The following is a 13,711-nucleotide window of genomic DNA, read 5'->3' as shown; positions in this document are numbered from 1 at the left end:
ACGGTGCATTGGTGGAGGGCCCTGTAGTTGGTAAGGCCCTGTAGCTGGTAGAGCCGCTGGAGCAGCCTCAACCCGCGCTGTGGGTGGCGCGATGCTCACCGCGCGTGAGGAGAGGGAGGTGCTCCAGCAGGCCCGCCGCATCGGCCATCCGTGCCGAAAGCCCTTCAGCTGCCGCGCTCAGCGGGCTGTCAGTGCTCCGCGAGAGGCGGTCGAGCTGGTCGCGGAGGCGGTCGATGACGGTCAGGGGCAGTGCTGCGATCACGTTTCCGGGCGGTCGTCGCGCCACCACCGGGTGCGGGCGAGTCGGCGCGGTGCGCCGCACCGACTCCCACGCCGCACCCAGCACGATCAGGTGGCCGCGGGTCAGCGCGGCCTGCACGCGGGGGAGCAGTACGTCCTCTTCGTCGCGGACGTCCTCGCTGAGCAGTTCGGCGATACGGTCGAAAAGCGCGCGGTGGTGGTCCTCGTCGGGCTCCGTGCGCTCGAGCTCGGTGAACAGCTCGTTGATCTCCTGATGTTCGCGTTCGACGCGCAGCGTGAGTTCGTCCCCGTCCGGCAGCACCCGCCGAATGACGGGCCACAGCACTGACTCCTCGGCGAACGCATGCGGGAAGACCAATCGACACAGCCGATTCAGAAGTGCCTGCTGGTGCACGCCGTCGGCGGCGCGGATGGCCGCGATCAACCGGTCGAGTTCGACGTGGTCGCGCTTCTGCCGGACGAGCACGCTGTGGGCGCCGCCGAGCTGCTCATCGTTCTGCGTGGCAAGCGATTCCAGGGCTGCCGATTTCGGGGTGACCGAGCTCATGGCTGCGCAGTACCCGCCCGGCGACGGTTGAACCCCGAAGCACACCATCGGCTGTCTAGTCTCTAACGGTGATCATCAGCTACGACGACCGGCTGCGCGACCAGGTCCGGAATCGGCTGGCGGGGCACTCACGCAGAACCGTGCTCGATTCGTCGAAGCGGCACGCGGCCGTCGCGGTGGTGCTCGTCGACTCCGTCGTCGGTGAGGATCGGGTCGACCCGGCCCCCGTCAGGGATTGGATCGCCGGACGGCCGATGCCCGAGGATCTCGACGGCCGCATGGTCGACGTGTCCGGAGGTGCCTCATTCCTGCTGTGTCGCAGGGCTTCCCGGCTTTCCTCCCATTCGGCCCAGTGGGCCTTGCCCGGCGGCAGGCTCGACCCGGGCGAGTCGGTTGTCGACGCGGCGCTTCGCGAGCTCGACGAGGAGGTCGGAATACGGCTACCCGATACCGCGGTGCTGGGTCTGCTGGACGACTATGCGACCCGGTCGGGCTACGTGATCACCCCGGTGGTGATCTGGGGTGGAGGCAGGCTGGATCCCCGGCCTGCGCCCGACGAGGTGGTCGCGGTGTACCGGGTCGGTTTGCACCAGCTCCTGCGCGCCGACTCGCCCCGGTTCATCACGATCCCGGAGAGCGCGCGTCCGGTCGTGCAGCTGCCGCTGGGCAACGACCTCATCCATGCGCCCACCGGAGCTGTGTTGCTTCAGGTGCGCTGGCTGTGCCTGGAAGGGCGCCACGATCCGGTCGGTGATCTGGAGCAACCGGTGTTCGCCTGGAGGTAGCGGCCCAAGGGTGCTGAGCAGGACCCGGCTCGTTTCACAACACCGGCGCTCGGGTAGCCCACCGTTCGACATGACTTCCACCCAGCACAGCGGTCGACACCGCAGCCCCGACCGGGGCGCCACGCTCCGACGCCGTCTGACGACGGTGTCGCTGATGGGCGCCGCCGGCACAGCCGGGTGGCTGTGGACGTCGACGACGTTGCAGCAGCCCGCAGAGACCGCACCGGCCGAGACTGCGCCGGCCCAGACTGCGCCGGCCCACGCTGAGCCGACACAACCTGCGGTGGCTCTGCCCGCACACCGGGAGATCCAGCGGTACGGCCAGGTCATCGCGGCCACCCGGGACTCGGTGACCACGAGCACCCCCGGCGGCCAGACCACCACCTTCCGGGTCACCCCCGATACCGCTCGGATCGGCGAGAGCCAGTCCACCCAGACCGCTGTGCCGGCGTCGTTTCCGCTGAAGAGCCATGTCGTGGTGTTGGGTGTGATTCATGACGGGGTGGCGGTCGCGACCGCGATCGCCGACCAGGCGGCGGTGGGCCCCGACGGGCCCCCGATGGACTACCACCTGCCCACCTGAGGGCCCGCCCACCCGCGCCATTGCGCGAGCGTTTGCATCAGGCCGTCGGCCAGCAGCGGTAACTGCGGCACCAAGGTCAGACATGCGACGAACTGCAGGCGCCGGGCCTGGTCCATCACGGTCCGAACGTCCGGATCGGCGGTCCGTAGGCCGTAGCGCCGCGCTACGGAGTCGTACTCGTCGATCGACTGCTGCTCCAGCAACGCGAGGTCCCATTCCACCGGGCCGCAGGTGACGTCCTCGAAGTCCGAGAATCGAACTCCCGAGGTGGTCCGGATGACGTTGTGTGACGGTCCGTCACCCTGCAGCGCCTGCACCGGAATGCCCGGAAAGGCCGCTTCGAACGCCCCGCGGTCAGCCAGCACTGCGCGCAGGCGATCGAACTCCGCGCGGGCGCGGTCGACGTCCGCGGCCGTCAACGCGTCGACCTGGTCGAGGTCGGCGAGCATCTCGGGCAGACCGTGGTTGAACGGGGCGAGGAAAGGCAATTCGCCCGGGTAACCGGCCAGGCCGCGGTGCAGTTCGGCGCTGTAGTCCATGCTCACGCCGCGGTAGGGCTGATGGTCGGCCGCCACATCGGCCAGTTCCCAGAACGTCATGCCGAACCCGTCGCGACACACCGGGCGGCGCGGCACCAGCGGCGTGGGCCGAACCACCGGGATCCCGGTGCGGTCCAGCCAGTCGACGACGTCGAGCTCACGCTGTTGACGAGCCACCCGACTGGCCGGGTCCGTGCCTGCGGTGTGCACCACCGGAACTCGGGCGACCACCGGCTCCGGCGCCAGATGCACGACCACCGAGAACACGTCGTGCAGAACGACTCCGTGCTCGATGTGCAGCCCCAGATCACGGCCCGCAGACACCGCCGCGCCGACCGCCCGGCGGGTGCGGTCGGCGAGTTCGGCGGGCGTCAGGGTGTCCACGCTCAGGTCCGGGTCATGGCGCGGACTTCCTCGCCTTCGGCATGGTCGAATGCCCGGCCGCGCCGTTCCGCGCTGGCGCTGCCGCTGAACAGGCCGGAATCCGCCTGCGGCCTGTCCGGTCCGGTGCCTGCGGTGACCTGTCGGCTCGCCTCGTTCTGGTGCTCGATGCGCTTTCTGGGCAGCGCGCACGGGCTGGAGCGCTGCAGCCAGGCGACCATGCCCTCCCGGACGTCGCAGCGCAGGTCGAACAACGCCCCCGCATTGGGGGCGCTGACCAGCATCCGCACTCGGACCAGCCCTTCCACCGCGTCGGTGACCTGGAGCACGCCGACCCGTCCGTCCCATTTGTCGTTGGCGTGCAGCAACCGGTCCAGCTCGGCGCGCATCTCGTCGAACGGGACGGTGAAGTCCACGTCCAGCTCCGCGGTGCCGAGCAGTTCGGTGGCGTTGCGGGTCCAGTTCTGAAACGGCGTGCTGGTGAAGTACGTGCACGGCAACACCAGGCGGCGCTCGTCCCACAGATGCACCACCACATAGGTCAGCGTGATCTCTTCGATGCGGCCCCACTCGTCTTCGAGCACGACGACGTCGCCGACGCGGATCGCATCCGAGAACGCGATCTGGATGCCGGCGAACACCGAACCCAGCGAGGTCTGCGCGGCCAGGCCCGCGACCACGGTCAACACTCCTGCCGAGGCGAACAGCGTCCGCCCGATGTCGCTGAACGACGGGAACGTCATCAGTGCGGCAGCGGTGCCCAGCAACACGACGACAGCGACTACCAGCCGCCTAAGCACGGTGACCTGGGTCTTGATCTTGCGGCGATGCCGGTCGGCGTCGGTCAGCCCCTCGTCGCCGCCGGCGAAGCGGGAGATGACCTGACGTTCGGCCACCCGGATCAGGCTGACCAACACCCAGGTCACCGTCGCGATGAGGGTGATCACCAGCGTGTGGTCCAGCCATCCGCGCCAGCCCGCCTGACCGTCGGTGATGCGCCGTACCGCGATGGAGGCACCGATGACCACCAGGGTGGCGCGCAGCGGCAGCCGGGTCAGCTGGGCGACATCGGCCATCACGGCGCTGCGCCGCCCCAGCCGGGTCAGTAGCCACGACACCGCGAGGCCGAGTCCGTAGGCCAGCATGACCGCTCCGGCCAGCCAGGCCGCCGCGGCCGCGTACTGGGTTGCAGAGTTCAATTCGATCGCTTCGTCCATGACAGGTGAGAACACACTCCTGTGAGATCGGGCGTCAGGTGGGGAGGTCGCGCGACACCGACGTCACGCCCTCGAAGCGTTCCCGGGTTTCCCGGGGGGCCAAACCTGGTGCTGCGGTCGCACTATCCGGCTTTGGCGATCTGTGCCTTGATCTTGTCGGGCAGGGCATCGGCGACCGCCAGCGTCGGCAACAGCGCCCGATCGCCCATCAGTGCACGGAACACGGTGCCGATCGTCACCGTGTGGTCGGGGCGGGCGATCACGTGGATGCGGTCGCCGGCGCGGACCGTCCCCGGCTCGATGACCCGGAAGTAGGCTCCCGGTCGCCCACCGGCGGTGAACGTCTTGATCCAGCCGGGGATCTCGAGCCATCTGACGAAAGTCTGGCATGGCGTGCGCGGACTGGTGACCTCCAGCACCAGGCCGTCGTCGCCGACCGACCAGCGTTCGCCGATCAGGCACGCCGTCAGGTCGGTCCCGGCGGTGGTCAGATTCTCGCCGAACATGCCGTTGGTGAGCTCGCGGCTCAGTTCGGCGGCCCAATGATCGAGGTCTTCGCGGGCGTAGGCGTACACCGCCTGGTCGTCGCCGCCGTGATGCTTGCGGTCACACACTGAGTCCCCGACGATCCCGCTGCCCAGTCCCCCGCTACGCGGCCCGGGCGCGCGCACGGCCAGCGGTTCGGCGCTGGGCCGCTTGTCGATGCCCGACCTGCGCGAGCCGAGGTCGAGCGGGGAGGTCGCTGTGTTCACCGTCAACACCGATGCCATGAGAACAGCTAACCAGGCGCCGCGGGGCGATGTGGGGTGGTGTCGGCGGCCTGCCGTGTCACTCCAGCAGTTCCCAGCTGTCGTTCTCGCCGGCCGGCGCCGCGGTGATCCGGACCGTCCGTTCGGCACCCGTGTCGTCGGCGGCGGTGCAGTCGAAGGTATCGCCCACCTCGACCGCTTTGAGACCGTCGCCGCAGTCCACCGTCACCGGGAAGCCGAGCTGGTTCGACAGCTCTTCGGAGAGCGTGGTTGCGGTGCTGGCCAGCTCGTAAAGGGTGTCCCTGGTGCTGAAGTCGACGTTGTAGTCGTCGTCGGTGACCGTCGACTCCACCCGGACCGTCTGCCCGCCGACCTGCGCGGTGCAGTCGAAGGTGTCGCCTTTACCGGGCCGAGATGACTGCTCCGGGCACTCGACACCGGAGACCTGCTGATCGATCGATGCGTAACTGCGGTTGAGCTCGTCGGTGATCGCACGCTCGAGCTTGTCGTAGTCCAGGCCGCCGCCGATCGAGAACTGACACGCCGACATCAGCACGGCGGCACCGCCGGCCAGCGCGGCGGCGGCGCAGGTATGCAGCAGCGAATCCCGGGTCGGGGCCATGGGTCAAGATCATATGGACTCCGGATCAACCGGTAAAGGTCATAGGCCGGCGGGGTCGTCCGGGACATCTACCGCGTAGCGGCGCAATACGTCCATGGGTACCGACAGCAGGGTCCGTTCGTGTGTCGAGGCCAACACCACCGGACAGGCGAAGCCGTCCTCGTGTGCGCGTAGCCAGTTCAGCGCAGTGACGCACCAGCGGTCCCCGGGTTCCAGGCCGGGAAACCGGTAGGCGGGCATCGGCGTGGACAGGTCGTTGCCGATCGAGCGCTGATGGCTGAGGAACTCGGCGGTCACCACCGCGCAGATCGTGTGCCGCCCCAGGTCCTCATCGCCCGTGCTGCAGCAGCCGTCACGGTAGAACCCTGTCAAAGGTTCGGTGCCGCAAGGGTCCAGCGGCGCGCCCAGGACGTTTCGATCGGCCATCAATCCAGTATCACCCTCACAGGCTCAGCCGGCGGTAGCGCTGCAGACGCCGCACGCCGGGTGCGGGCGCGGCCCCTGCGATCGGCGTGAGCGCCGTGCGCATCCGCTCCCGCACCGCGTCGACGTCGAGTCCCATCCCGATCGCGACCAGACTGTTGGAAAGCGCCCGCGGCGGAGCGGTCCTGATGTGCACCGACGGCCCCACCACGTTGACGCTGTACGGACGGGTTGAGGTCCGGTATCGCACCGCGATGGTGCCCTTCATCCGGTAGACGCCGTCCGGTGGGTTCTCCAGCAGCTCGATGACCGCAGCCGGGTCCACGGCACCCTCGCCGGTGACGGTGACCGAATCCGCGTGCGCGTGATGATGATCGGCGTCGTGGCCGGGTGGGTGGTCGTCGGGTTCGGCGTCCGACCACAGTTCCCGGAACGTCAGCTGACCGCCCGTCCGCGCATCTTCGGCGACGTCGTAGAGCAGGGCCGGATCGACGCGGCCGGCCGTGACACCGACGACGTAGGCGTGCGGATTGAGCTCTCGAACCCGGCTTTCGATGCGCTGCAGCGCATCGGTGCGCTCCCGGGCGGGAATCTGGTCGAGCTTGTTGACCACCACCAGCGACGCCGCGCCGTAGCGTGCCGGGGGACTGGCATCGCGGTCGACGGTGTCGAAATGCGTCGCCGCGTCGATCACGTCGACGATGCCGCCCGGGCGGACGCCGTCCACTCCGCTGAACCGGATGATCCGCGACACGGCGACCGGGTCGGCGAGTCCGCTCGCCTCGACGATGATCGCGTCGAGGCGCAACTTGGGGTCGGCCAGGCGGGACAGCGCGTCGTCGAGACCTCCCTCGTCGGGAAGGCAGCAGATGCACCCGCCGGCGATGGACGCGGGTTCGTCGACCTGGCCGGTGACCAGCCCGGCGTCGACATTGAGTTCGCCAAAGTCGTTGATGACCACGCCGATCCGAGCGTCCGGGCTGCGCAGCACATGGTTGAGAAGTGTCGTCTTGCCGGCGCCGAGATAGCCGGTCAGCGCGATGACGGGTATCGACTGCACAGCTGGGCAGGCTACCGGTAGTACGGGGTGGCGGGCGATCTCCGCAGATCAGCTCCGGCGCGGGCCCCGCGGTGAGTAGCATGATGTTTCGCACCGCATTCTTCGGCGCGTGGGGGGCAGGGTGCACGACGGCGACATCGGCAGTGGCCTGGGCGTGACCGTGCCCAGCGCACGGACCGATGCCGACACTGCCGAACTCGCCGCGCTGCGGGCGCTGCTGCGTATCTCCGAAGCCGTCGCGCGCGCTGACCACGTCGACGAGGTGCTTGAGGTCGTCGCGCAGCAGGCGAGGGCCGCGCTGCGCGCCGCATCGGTGTCGGTCGGGCGCTGGGACGACGGGCGGGTGGCACTGCGGACGTTGGTCACCGTCGGTGCTCGGGTGGGGCACGGGACCGAGCTCGCGGCGCCGGTGATGATCGGGGACTCCCGGTGGGGTGAGATCCGGGCCACCGACGCCGGCGGTCGCCGCTTCGGCGCTGGCGAGGCCGATCTGCTGCAGACCATCGCGGCCCACACCGCGGTGGCGATCGGGCGCTCCGAGCTGTTGACGACGGTGTGGCGTTACGCGTTCGAGGACCCGCTCACCGGGATCGGCAACCGGCGCGCCCTGGAGCGACGTTTCGCGGAAATCCGCTGGGAGCAAGCGTATCCCGTTGCCCTGCTGTGTGACCTCGACGGCCTCAAGCGGATCAACGACCGTGACGGCCACCCCGCCGGGGATCGGCTCCTGCGCGGTGTCGCCCGCGAACTGGACCGGTTGAGCGCCACCATCGCCGGTGCGGTGGCCACCCGACTCGGCGGTGACGAGTTCTGTGTGCTGTTGCCCGACGCCACACTCGCCGCGGCACAGGTTTTCGCCATGGACGCGACCAGGGCGATCCGTGACGCTCTCGGAAGCGGGGCCACCGTGTCCTGGGGTGCCGCGGTGGCCGGTCCGGACGTCCGGGACGGCGACGCACTCCTGGCCGCCGCCGACGCCGCTTTGATGGAGGCCAAGCGGCAGGGGCCGGCGCGGTTCAGCACCGCGGTGCTGACCGCGCGGGTACCCAACCGCACCGATCGTCGCAAACGTGATGTCGACGCCCGCCCCGCGGCGGAGGTGCTGCCCGCTGTTCTTGTCCAAACTCTTTCGGAGAAAAGGGATTTCACGGTCGTGGGGGCGCTGGAGGTGCTGGCGACGCAGGTGCAGCAGCTGGCCGGTATCGCGGCATGGTCGATCTCGGAGTGCACACCGGATGGCACCGCGCTGGTCACGGTCCGCAGTGTTGATTGTCAGCGCCGACAGGACTACGGACTGTCGGTGATCACCGATCTGGGACCGTCGTGGTACGAACTCGTCGACTACCCGGCGTCTGCGCGTGCGGTCGCCGAGGGCACGACATTCGTCGCCGCCCTCGACATGGATGACGCAGATGCCGCCGAAGCAGCGCTGCTGGGACGGCTCGGCTACCAGGCGGTGCTCGGGGTCGGTGTGCTCGCCGGTCCGAAGCGGTATCTGCTGGAGTTCTTCTCACATGACGGACATCTCGGTCTGACCCGGCTCGCACCGCTGGTCGAGGTGCTGGCCGCCTACTGTGTGTCGCGACTCAGCGAAACCCGGCAGTCCCGCCGTCGACCATGAGTGTCTGCGCGGTGACGTAGGCGGACTCGTCGCTGAGCAGGAAGCAGACCACCGGACCGATATCGGTGTCCACATCGCCGAGTCGTCCCATCGGCACGCTGCGCAGACTGCGCTCGTAGGCCTCCGGCGCCATCTCCCGCCACAACCGGATGCCATCGGATTCGGCGAACGGGCACACCACGTTGACCCGGATGTTGTCTCTGGCCCATTCCATCGCCGCAGCCTTGGAGATCCCTCGGATCGCCTCTTTGGCGCCGGCGTAGGCACCGAACTTGGCCTTCCCCGATGTGCCCGACCCGGAGCCGAGGTTGACGATGCTGCCACCGCCGTTGCCGATCAGCGCCGGGTGGACGGCCTGCATCAACTCGAAGGTCGCGCGGGGACCCACGTCGAATACCAGGTCGTAGTCCTCGCGGGTGATGTCGAGGAACGGTTTCGGCTCATTGGTGGCGATGGCGTTGTTCACCAGACCGTGCACCGTGCCGAATTCGCCGACCGCTGCGGCGACGATGTGTGCCGCACACCCCGGTTCGCGCAGGTCTGCCACGAGGGGGTGGACCGCGCCTCCCAGCTGCCGCGCGGTCTCGCCGAGCAGGTGTTCGTCCCGGTCGACCGCGAACACCGAGGCGCCGCGGGCTGTCAGCGCCGCCGCGATGCCCTTGCCCACGCCGCGGGCTGCGCCGGTGACGATCACGGCGCGACCCGACAGCAACTCCGGAACTCTGGTCACGGTGTGGCCGGCAGCGTGTTCTTGACGACCACACCGTCTTTGACGATGACGGCCAGGTTCTGAGCGGGATCGCCGAGCAGTGTGAGGTCGGTGGTCGGATCACCGTCGACCAGGAGCAGATCAGCCCAGGCGCCAGGGGTGATCTCGCCCAGCCGGGCGGCCCGATACGGGTCGCGTTCGCCGGCGAGCCGGAACAGTTCGGCGTTACCGGAGGTGAGCACCTTCAGTGCGTCGACGGTACTCATGTACTCGCCCAGGCGCACTGCCATCGCGCTCTGCAGGTCGTCTCGGTCGGGTTCGAACAGCAGATCGGTTCCCCAGGCGACGTTCACACCGTGCTTGGTCGCCCAGCGGTACAACTGATCGGTTCCGGCGCAGATCTCCCGGTTCTTGTCGGCGCTGTCGGGGTTGAGGAAGCTGTGGTCGTGTTCGGCGAACGGCTGGGTGGACAACCACACGCGCTGCTCGGCGAGCATCGCGACGGTCGGTTCGTCGGCGAGGTGCCCGTGCTCGATGGATTTGACCCCGGCGGCGACCGCGCGCCGGATACCCGCCACGTTGTACACGTGCGTGGCCACGTAGGTGCCGTAATCCTCGGCGGCCTGCACCGCGGCCCGCAGTTCGGCATCGGTGAACTGCACCGTGTACAGCGGGTCGTACAGGGACGCCGCCCCGCCTCCGACCATCAATTTGATCTGCGATGCGCCCAGCTTGAGCTGTTCACGTACCGCCGCGAGCATCCGGTCGGCACCGTCGGCGACACGCATGAATCCGATTTGTTCAGCGCGCGATTCGGAGCCGCCCAGCGCGGTCGGGCGCTCGTAGACGAAGCCGAAGTCGCCGTGGCCGCCGGTTTGGGATATCGCTGCCTGGCTCGGGTAGATGCGCGGACCGAGCTCCGGCCGGGCGTCGATGACCTTCTTGACACCGACCGTGTCGCCGGCCATGTCGCGCACCGTGGTGAATCCGCGCAGCAGTGTGTCTTTCGCGGCAGCCAAGGTGGCCGCGGCCAACTGGGTCTGGGAGCCCATCGCGAGATCGAGCAGAGTGTTCGCCATCCCGACCAGATGAACATGGGCGTCGGTCAGTCCCGGCATCAAGGTGCGGCCCGCACCGTCGATGACCGAGGTGACGTCGGTTTCGGCGATCGGTGAGGTCTCCACGGCGGCGATCATCCGCCCGTCGACCAGCACGTGGCCGTCGGTGGAGCGGTCGGACAGACCGTCGAAGATACGCACGTTCTTGATGAGCAGACGGTCGCTCGCCGAGCCTGATGGCGTCATCGGCTACCTCCTCGTGTCGCGCACCACGTTAGCTGGGCGGTGTGAGGGGCTCGGCCCGGACAGCGCGAAAGGGCCGGGCCCGAAGGCCCGACCCTTTCGTCGTGCTGTGTGTCGGCTAGCTCATCTCATCGGAGCAGGGAATCAGGGTGCGGGGATCGTGGCGCAGCCGATGCCCGGGATGCAACCCGAGGCGCCGTCGGGTCCGGCAGTACCCGAAGGACCGCCGGGGATCGCGCCGGTGGCACCGTCGGGTCCGGCAGCGCCGCTGGGGCCGCCGGGGTTGGTGCTGCCGCTCACACCACCGGGACCGGCCTCACCTGCGGGGCCGCCGGGAATGGCGCCTGCGGCGCCACCGGGACCGGCTTCACCACCGGGGCCGCCGGGGATGACGCCTGCGGCGCCACCGGGACCGGCCTCACCTGCAGGGCCGCCGGGAATGGCGCCTGCGGCGCCGCCGGGACCGGCCTCACCTGCGGGGCCGCCGGGAATGGCGCCTGCCGCACCGTCCGGCCCTGCCGTGCCGCTGACCGCACACGGGGTGCCGTCGGGATTGAAGCACGGTGGCGGCGCGGGCGTCGCAAAGGACAGGGGCGCCGTCGCGATGGCAGTCGCCGCAGCGCCCGCGAAGAGAAAGGATCCGAGGATTCGCGGTGTTGAGGTCTTGTTTCGCATGACAGGTTTGTTACCTGATCCGCGGAATCCGAAACCACCTGATTTGTGATCACCGGCATACGGTTGAACTGCGTGGTGTGTCTGCGGTGGCATGCTGGCTCAATGGGATTGGTGATCAGGCTGCTTGAGCTGTTGCTCTTGCTGGTGCCGCTGATCGGGGCGGGGTATGCCGCGTTTCTCGGGGTCAACGCGCTGCGCAGGCGTCAGACCGACGCGTTGCCGCCCACCGAGCAGGCGCCGCAGGTCGCCGATCCCGCCGCGGCGAAACGCAGGGCACTGGGCCGCGCGGTCGAGGTACACGACCGCACGGACACCCGGTGGCTCGAGTACGAACTCGATGTCGCCAAGCTGCTCGACTATCCGATGATGACCGATCTGCGCGACCCGCTCACCGAACGTTTCCACCGCGCCAAGCTGCGGGCCGATTTCATGCGGCCCGCTGACATCTCCGATCTGATCGACGACCCCGACGGGACCCGCGAATACCTGGACGCGGTGCAGGAATATGCCACCGCTTTCGACATCGCCGAGGCGGAGGCGCTGCGGCGCAGGCGTAGCGGGTTCGTCGTCGAAGATCAGGAGCGCCTTGCCAGGGCGCAGCGGTTACTGCGTGTGGCCGCCGATTCCGCGGCCACGCAACAGGAACGGGACCGTGCCTATCGGCTCGCACAGCGCGAACTCGACGGCCTGCTCGTGCTCCCCGAGCGGGCGCGGGCCGAGCTGGAACGAGGGATCAAGGGCGAACTCGACTAGGACGGACTCGATCAGCCGGCGGATATCGCGGCGTCGGCCACATCGAGGGCCCGGTCCAGCATCTCAAGACCTTCGCGTGCCTCGTCGTCGGTGATGACGCACGGCGGGACCACATGGATACGGTTGTAGTTGGCGAATGGCAACAATCCCTGCTTCTTGCATTCGGCGACCACCGAGTTCATTGCGGCACTGGAACTTCCGTACGGTGCGAGGGGCTCGCGGGTGGCCGGGTCGGCGACCAGTTCGACGGCCCAGAACACCCCGGCACCACGAACCTCGCCGATGCAGCGATGGCGCGCGGCGAGATCCCTCAGACCGGGGCCGATCACCTCGGCCCCGACACGGGCGGCGTTCTCGACGATCCCCTCGTCGGCCATCGCGTTGATGGTGGCCACCGCCGCCGCGGTCGCCAGCGGATGTCCCGAGTAGGTCAGTCCGCCCGGATACGCACGGTGGGCGAAGGTCTCGGCGATCGTCGGGTTGATGGCCACACCGCCGAGCGGCACATAACCGGAGTTCACGCCCTTGGCAAACGTCAGCAGGTCCGGGACGACGTCGAAATGGTCGATGGAGAACCACTTGCCGCTACGGCCGAAACCCGCCATCACCTCGTCGGCGATGAAGACGATGCCGTACTCGTCGCACAGGTCTCGCACGCCGGCCAGGTATCCCGGCGGCGGCACCATGATCCCCGCGGTCCCGGGAATCGACTCCAGGATGATCGCCGCGATCGTCGATGGCCCCTCCATTCGGATGGTGTCGCGCAGGTGCGCGAGCGCCCGCTCGGATTCTTCGGCCTCGGTCTCGGCGTGGAACTGCGACCGGTACAGGAACGGTCCGAAGAAGTGGACGACGCCGGCGTTGCCGTGGTCGTTGGGCCAGCGGCGGGGGTCACCGGTGAGGTTGATCGCGGTTTCGGTGCCGCCGTGATAGGAGCGGTAACGGGCCAGCACCTTGTAGCGGCCGGTGTGCAGGCGCGCCATCCGGACCGCGTGTTCGACCGCATCGGCACCGCCGTTGGTGAAGAAGATCTTGTTCAGCTCGCCGGGCGTGCGCTCGGCCACCAGCCGGGCCGCCTCCGAGCGTGCGTCGTTGGCGTGCTGGGGCGCCACCGTGCACAGCTTGGCCGCCTGCTCGGCGATAGCGGCGACGACTTTCGGGTGCTGGTGGCCGATGTTGGTGTTGACCAGCATCGAGGAGAAGTCGAGCAGCTTGTTGCCCGCTCCGTCCCAGACGTGGCAGCCCTGGGAGGCGACGATCGTCATCGGCGCGATCTCGGCCTGCGCCGACCACGAATGGAAAACATGGGCACGGTCGAGTTCATAGGTGCGGGCCGCCTCCGCCCGGGCCGCGTCGACGGTCAGCCCGTTGGGTAGCAGGCCGGTATGGGCAAGCGTTTCGTTCAGCACAGGGAAACGGTAGATCCCCGAGCTGAGAACCGACAGTCGCGCCGGCTCCGGTCAACGCCTTCCCGCCGCTGCGGAG

Annotated in this window: 15 protein-coding genes; 4 read left to right on the top strand and 11 right to left on the bottom strand. The window is 68.8% G+C overall.

The genetic code is table 11. From position 1 onward, the window contains the following. Positions 1 to 67: 67 nt before the first annotated feature. On the bottom strand, positions 68 to 808 hold the full coding sequence (locus ACNUDN_RS26850; RefSeq protein WP_419124726.1) for a hemerythrin domain-containing protein: 741 nt from the start codon (positions 806 to 808) through the stop codon (positions 68 to 70). A 68-nt stretch (positions 809 to 876) separates the two neighbouring features. On the opposite strand from ACNUDN_RS26850, the gene ACNUDN_RS26845 reads away from it, so the two are divergent. Further along, positions 877 to 1,593, top strand: coding sequence for an NUDIX hydrolase (locus ACNUDN_RS26845; protein ID WP_419124725.1), 717 nt, complete (start codon positions 877 to 879; stop codon positions 1,591 to 1,593). A gap of 70 nt (positions 1,594 to 1,663) precedes the next feature. Next, positions 1,664 to 2,176, top strand: coding sequence for a hypothetical protein (locus ACNUDN_RS26840; protein WP_419124724.1), 513 nt, complete (start codon positions 1,664 to 1,666; stop codon positions 2,174 to 2,176). On the opposite strand, the gene ACNUDN_RS26835 is transcribed toward ACNUDN_RS26840, so the two are convergent. From ACNUDN_RS26835 to ACNUDN_RS26810, 6 genes are all read right to left on the bottom strand, one after another. Further along, on the bottom strand, positions 2,158 to 3,099 hold the full coding sequence (locus ACNUDN_RS26835) for a phosphotransferase family protein (protein WP_419124723.1): 942 nt from the start codon (positions 3,097 to 3,099) through the stop codon (positions 2,158 to 2,160). The two genes, ACNUDN_RS26840 and ACNUDN_RS26835, sit on opposite strands and share 19 nt — an antisense overlap. 2 nt (positions 3,100 to 3,101) lie before the next feature. Beyond that, positions 3,102 to 4,313 carry a mechanosensitive ion channel family protein gene (locus tag ACNUDN_RS26830; protein WP_419124722.1) on the bottom strand — a complete coding sequence of 404 codons (1,212 nt, stop codon included), beginning with the start codon at positions 4,311 to 4,313 and terminating at the stop codon, positions 3,102 to 3,104. A gap of 122 nt (positions 4,314 to 4,435) precedes the next feature. Next, on the bottom strand, positions 4,436 to 5,083 hold the full coding sequence (locus ACNUDN_RS26825) for an MOSC domain-containing protein (RefSeq protein ID WP_419124721.1): 648 nt from the start codon (positions 5,081 to 5,083) through the stop codon (positions 4,436 to 4,438). A 58-nt stretch (positions 5,084 to 5,141) separates the two neighbouring features. Beyond that, positions 5,142 to 5,684 (bottom strand): DUF4333 domain-containing protein, encoded by a 543-nt coding sequence (locus ACNUDN_RS26820; protein WP_419124720.1) that lies wholly within the window; start codon positions 5,682 to 5,684, stop codon positions 5,142 to 5,144. A 39-nt stretch (positions 5,685 to 5,723) separates the two neighbouring features. Beyond that, positions 5,724 to 6,110, bottom strand: a complete 387-nt coding sequence (locus ACNUDN_RS26815) for a DUF2237 family protein (RefSeq protein ID WP_419124719.1) — start codon at positions 6,108 to 6,110, stop codon at positions 5,724 to 5,726. 16 nt (positions 6,111 to 6,126) lie between these two features. Then, positions 6,127 to 7,167 (bottom strand): CobW family GTP-binding protein, encoded by a 1,041-nt coding sequence (locus tag ACNUDN_RS26810; RefSeq protein WP_419124718.1) that lies wholly within the window; start codon positions 7,165 to 7,167, stop codon positions 6,127 to 6,129. Positions 7,168 to 7,276: 109 nt separating this feature from the next. Here ACNUDN_RS26810 and ACNUDN_RS26805 point away from each other — a divergent pair, with 109 nt between their 5' ends. Further along, the gene (locus tag ACNUDN_RS26805; RefSeq protein ID WP_419124717.1) at positions 7,277 to 8,788 is read left to right on the top strand and encodes a diguanylate cyclase domain-containing protein; all 1,512 of its coding nucleotides are present in this window, start codon (positions 7,277 to 7,279) and stop codon (positions 8,786 to 8,788) included. Here ACNUDN_RS26805 and ACNUDN_RS26800 read toward each other — a convergent pair. The 3 genes from ACNUDN_RS26800 to ACNUDN_RS26790 all read right to left on the bottom strand — a co-directional run bounded on the left by ACNUDN_RS26800 (position 8,754) and on the right by ACNUDN_RS26790 (position 11,473). Beyond that, positions 8,754 to 9,518, bottom strand: coding sequence for an SDR family NAD(P)-dependent oxidoreductase (locus tag ACNUDN_RS26800; RefSeq protein WP_419124716.1), 765 nt, complete (start codon positions 9,516 to 9,518; stop codon positions 8,754 to 8,756). The two genes, ACNUDN_RS26805 and ACNUDN_RS26800, sit on opposite strands and share 35 nt — an antisense overlap. Further along, positions 9,515 to 10,801: a metal-dependent hydrolase family protein gene (locus ACNUDN_RS26795; RefSeq protein ID WP_419124715.1), complete on the bottom strand. Its 1,287-nt coding sequence runs from the start codon at positions 10,799 to 10,801 to the stop codon at positions 9,515 to 9,517. The genes ACNUDN_RS26800 and ACNUDN_RS26795 overlap by 4 nt, the downstream gene beginning before the upstream one ends. Positions 10,802 to 10,942: 141 nt before the next feature. Further along, complete coding sequence (locus ACNUDN_RS26790) at positions 10,943 to 11,473, bottom strand: hypothetical protein (protein ID WP_419124714.1); 531 nt, start codon at positions 11,471 to 11,473, stop codon at positions 10,943 to 10,945. A gap of 102 nt (positions 11,474 to 11,575) precedes the next feature. Here ACNUDN_RS26790 and ACNUDN_RS26785 point away from each other — a divergent pair, with 102 nt between their 5' ends. Next, a complete protein-coding gene (locus ACNUDN_RS26785) occupies positions 11,576 to 12,226 on the top strand; it encodes a hypothetical protein (RefSeq protein ID WP_419124713.1) in 651 nt (216 codons plus the stop codon). Between the two features lie 11 nt (positions 12,227 to 12,237). Here ACNUDN_RS26785 and ACNUDN_RS26780 read toward each other — a convergent pair whose 3' ends face one another. After that, complete coding sequence (locus ACNUDN_RS26780) at positions 12,238 to 13,635, bottom strand: aspartate aminotransferase family protein (protein ID WP_419124712.1); 1,398 nt, start codon at positions 13,633 to 13,635, stop codon at positions 12,238 to 12,240. Between the last annotated feature and the right edge of the window lie 76 nt (positions 13,636 to 13,711).

The organism is Mycobacterium sp. smrl_JER01 (genome assembly GCF_048513595.2).
Lineage (GTDB): Bacteria > Actinomycetota > Actinomycetes > Mycobacteriales > Mycobacteriaceae > Mycobacterium.
This window is presented reverse-complemented; position numbering and strand designations above follow the sequence as displayed.

What these genes read in the sequence shown, in the direction of transcription:
- ACNUDN_RS26790 (WP_419124714.1), bottom strand. Translation starts at nt 11,473, where the DNA reads ATGCGAAACAAGACCTCAACACCGCGAATCCTCGGATCCTTTCTCTTC.
- ACNUDN_RS26840 (WP_419124724.1), top strand. Translation starts at nt 1,664, where the DNA reads ATGACTTCCACCCAGCACAGCGGTCGACACCGCAGCCCCGACCGGGGC.
- ACNUDN_RS26825 (WP_419124721.1), bottom strand. Translation starts at nt 5,083, where the DNA reads ATGGCATCGGTGTTGACGGTGAACACAGCGACCTCCCCGCTCGACCTC.
- ACNUDN_RS26795 (WP_419124715.1), bottom strand. Translation starts at nt 10,801, where the DNA reads ATGACGCCATCAGGCTCGGCGAGCGACCGTCTGCTCATCAAGAACGTG.
- ACNUDN_RS26820 (WP_419124720.1), bottom strand. Translation starts at nt 5,684, where the DNA reads ATGGCCCCGACCCGGGATTCGCTGCTGCATACCTGCGCCGCCGCCGCG.
- ACNUDN_RS26815 (WP_419124719.1), bottom strand. Translation starts at nt 6,110, where the DNA reads ATGGCCGATCGAAACGTCCTGGGCGCGCCGCTGGACCCTTGCGGCACC.
- ACNUDN_RS26785 (WP_419124713.1), top strand. Translation starts at nt 11,576, where the DNA reads ATGGGATTGGTGATCAGGCTGCTTGAGCTGTTGCTCTTGCTGGTGCCG.
- ACNUDN_RS26830 (WP_419124722.1), bottom strand. Translation starts at nt 4,313, where the DNA reads ATGGACGAAGCGATCGAATTGAACTCTGCAACCCAGTACGCGGCCGCG.
- ACNUDN_RS26850 (WP_419124726.1), bottom strand. Translation starts at nt 808, where the DNA reads ATGAGCTCGGTCACCCCGAAATCGGCAGCCCTGGAATCGCTTGCCACG.